The 2,687-nt window shown below is 65.2% G+C and carries 3 protein-coding genes and 1 pseudogene; all 4 read right to left on the bottom strand.

What is annotated here, in order from left to right:
- Positions 1-87: pseudogene (locus tag EOA28_RS40565) on the bottom strand (N utilization substance protein B); the annotation flags it as partial.
- Positions 84-578, bottom strand: a complete 495-nt coding sequence (gene ribH / locus EOA28_RS31845; RefSeq protein ID WP_127386258.1) for a 6,7-dimethyl-8-ribityllumazine synthase — start codon at positions 576-578, stop codon at positions 84-86. The gene ribH and the pseudogene EOA28_RS40565, both read right to left, overlap by 4 nt.
- Positions 579-824: 246 nt before the next feature.
- The gene (locus EOA28_RS31840; protein WP_127252406.1) at positions 825-1,442 is read right to left on the bottom strand and encodes a riboflavin synthase; all 618 of its coding nucleotides are present in this window, start codon (positions 1,440-1,442) and stop codon (positions 825-827) included.
- Between the two features lie 61 nt (positions 1,443-1,503).
- Positions 1,504-2,631 (bottom strand): bifunctional diaminohydroxyphosphoribosylaminopyrimidine deaminase/5-amino-6-(5-phosphoribosylamino)uracil reductase RibD, encoded by a 1,128-nt coding sequence (ribD, locus tag EOA28_RS31835; RefSeq protein ID WP_189342305.1) that lies wholly within the window; start codon positions 2,629-2,631, stop codon positions 1,504-1,506.
- Positions 2,632-2,687: the final 56 nt, after the last annotated feature.

Below are 2,687 nucleotides of genomic sequence, written 5' to 3'. Positions count from 1 at the left end.
CTGATAAAGCGCCTGAACGGCAGCAAGACGGGCGGCGCCGCGCTTGTTGGCGTGGCGCACCGCTCCGGTCGAGGCAGGCTCGGTCACGATTGGGCTCCGAATTTTTCTTTGAGCGCGATCATGGTCAGCGCCGCGCGGGCGGCGAAGCCACCCTTGTCGCCCTCGGTCTTCTTCGCGCGCGTCCATGCCTGCGCGTCGTCCTCTGTGGTCAGGATACCGTTGCCGATCGCGATCGCCTCCTGCACCGCAAGGTCCATCAGCGCGCGGCTCGATTCATTGGCGACGATGTCGAAATGATAGGTGTCACCGCGGATGATGGTGCCGAGCGCGACAAAGCCGTCATAAGGCGTGCCGCCTTCGGCGGCGCCATCGAGCGCGAAGGTGATGACGGCCGGTATCTCCAGCGAACCGGGAACCGTCACCACGTCATAGGTGGCGCCGGCCTCATCGAGCGCGCCGGTCGCGCCTTCGAGCAAAGCGTCGGCGAGATCGTCATGAAAACGCGCTTCGACAATGAGCAGATGCGCCTTCGCCTTCGGGCGAATGAACGCTTTGCCGTGTTGGGATGTGCCTGCCATAAAAGTCTCCGGGGGGTTGCCGGTGACTTAGGCCGAAGCGGGGTTGATCGCAAGCGGAAGATGCTGGGCGCGACGTTCTGTGGCCTAGTCAGGCTGGCGCGTTTACGGTCTCCACGCACCTTACGAGGTTCTTGACCCAAGCCTCTACCTCCCTGTGATCGATCACTCGGCCGGCATCGACATCCGCCAACGCGTCAAGAGTCATCTGTCGGTGGTCAGCCCTCTCTTCGTCTCCGGCGGGATCCATCAAAGCCCCTCTTTCGGCGCCTCCGCCAAGCGCGCGGCGTAGCGGGCCATCGTGTCGATCTCGATGTTGACGCGGTCGCCGGCCTGGCGCTCACCCCAGATGGTAACGGTCAGCGAGTGATGGATAAGAAGAACGTCGAAGCGGGTGCCCTCGACCTTGTTGACGGTGAGCGATGTGCCGTCGAGTGCGACCGAACCCTTCGGCGCGATGAACTTCGCCAGATGGCGCGGCGCCTCCAGCGTGAAGCGCACGGCGTCGCCCTCCTCCTTGCGCTCGACGATCTCGGCGGTGCCGTCGACATGGCCGGAGATGATGTGGCCGCCGAGCTCGTCGCCGATCTTCAGCGCCCGTTCGAGATTGATCCGGGTGCCTGATTTCCAGCTCGACGCGGTGGTCAGCCTCAACGCTTCCTCCCAGGCCTCGACCTCGAACCAGCGCGCGTTCGAGCCATGTTCGGGGAGCGCCGTGACGGTAAGGCAGACGCCGCCGCAGGAAATCGAGGCGCCGATGGCGATGGTCTCCGGATCGTAGGCGGTGTCGATGCGCAGGCCGACGCCTTCGGCGAGCGGCTTCACAGCGGCTACCGTGCCAACGTCAGTCACAATTCCCGTAAACATCAAAGAGTTTCTTTCGTTTTGACCATGATCTGATCCAAAAACCGGTTCCCACTTTTTGGGATCATGGTCTTACCCACTCGGCGTAGCTGTCCTCGCCGAAGCGCATGTCGCGCAGTTTGCGAAATCCAGCCGGGATATGATCGGCGTCGATCGGCGATGCAATACCGTCTTCGCCAATGGCGTCCGGCCCCTGGAACAGCACGATACGGTCGACAAGGTCTTCCTCGAGGAAGGCCTTGGCCACCTTGGCGCCGCCTTCGACCAAAACGCTTGCCATGCCGAGCGCGGCAAGGTCTTCCAGCAATTCCGGCAAAGCGACGACGCCGTCATGGGTTTCGGTGCCGATGAAGCGCACGCCGGCGCGTTCGAGCGCGGCCCGCCTGTGCGGGTCGGCTTCCAGACATGCGGCGACATAGAGCGGGACGCGGTCGACGCCGGACACCAGCTTGGATGTCTCCGGCAACCGGATCTGCCGATCGAGGATGATGCGCGCGGGCGAGCGGTTCTCCAGTCCCGGCAGGCGCACGGTCAGCGCCGGGTCGTCCTCGAGCGCGGTGCCGATGCCGATCAGGATGGCGTCGGACTCGGCGCGCATCAGATAGACGTCGCGCCGCGCGATCTCGCCGGTGATCGCGACCTGGCCGGCGCCCTTGCGGCCGATCTTGCCGTCGCTCGAAAGCGCAAGCTTCAGAGTTACTTCCGGACGCTTCTTGAGAGAACGAGTGAGATAGCCGGCCATCTGCTCGGCGGCCTCGGCTGCCAGCACCTTCTCCACCACCTCGACACCGGCGGCGCGCAGGATGGCGTAGCCTTTGCCGGAGACGCGCGGATCGGGATCGCTGGCAGCGCCAACGACACGCGCGATGCCGGCATTGACCAGCGCGTTGGCGCAAGGCGGCGTGCGGCCGTGATGGGCGCAAGGCTCCAATGTCACATAAGCGGTGGCGCCTCGGGCCAGTTCACCGGCCTCGGCGAGCGCTTCTGTCTCGGCATGCGGGCGGCCGCCCACGGCGGTCACGCCGGTGCCGACGATCATCGGACCGGCGCCGTCGTCGCGCACGATGATGGTGCCGACGGAAGGATTGGTCGAGGTGCGGCCGGCATTGCGGCGCGACAGCCTGATGGCCGCGGCCATGAAACGGCGATCAAGGGCCGCCTGCGCGGCCTCGTCCAGTCGCGGTCCTGCCATGATCAGCCGGCGTCCTCTTCGGTCTTTTCCTCGTCGCCCTTCAACTCGCCCAGCAG

Source organism: Mesorhizobium sp. M2A.F.Ca.ET.067.02.1.1 (genome assembly GCF_004023285.1).
GTDB lineage: Bacteria > Pseudomonadota > Alphaproteobacteria > Rhizobiales > Rhizobiaceae > Mesorhizobium.
The sequence above is the reverse complement of the archived record's forward strand: the minus strand, read 5'-3'. Positions and strand labels throughout refer to the sequence as shown.

Excerpts from the sequence above, each read along its gene's own strand:
- EOA28_RS31840 (WP_127252406.1), bottom strand. The coding sequence starts at position 1,442 with ATGTTTACGGGAATTGTGACTGACGTTGGCACGGTAGCCGCTGTGAAG.
- ribD (WP_189342305.1), bottom strand. The coding sequence starts at position 2,631 with ATGGCAGGACCGCGACTGGACGAGGCCGCGCAGGCGGCCCTTGATCGC.
- ribH (WP_127386258.1), bottom strand. The coding sequence starts at position 578 with ATGGCAGGCACATCCCAACACGGCAAAGCGTTCATTCGCCCGAAGGCG.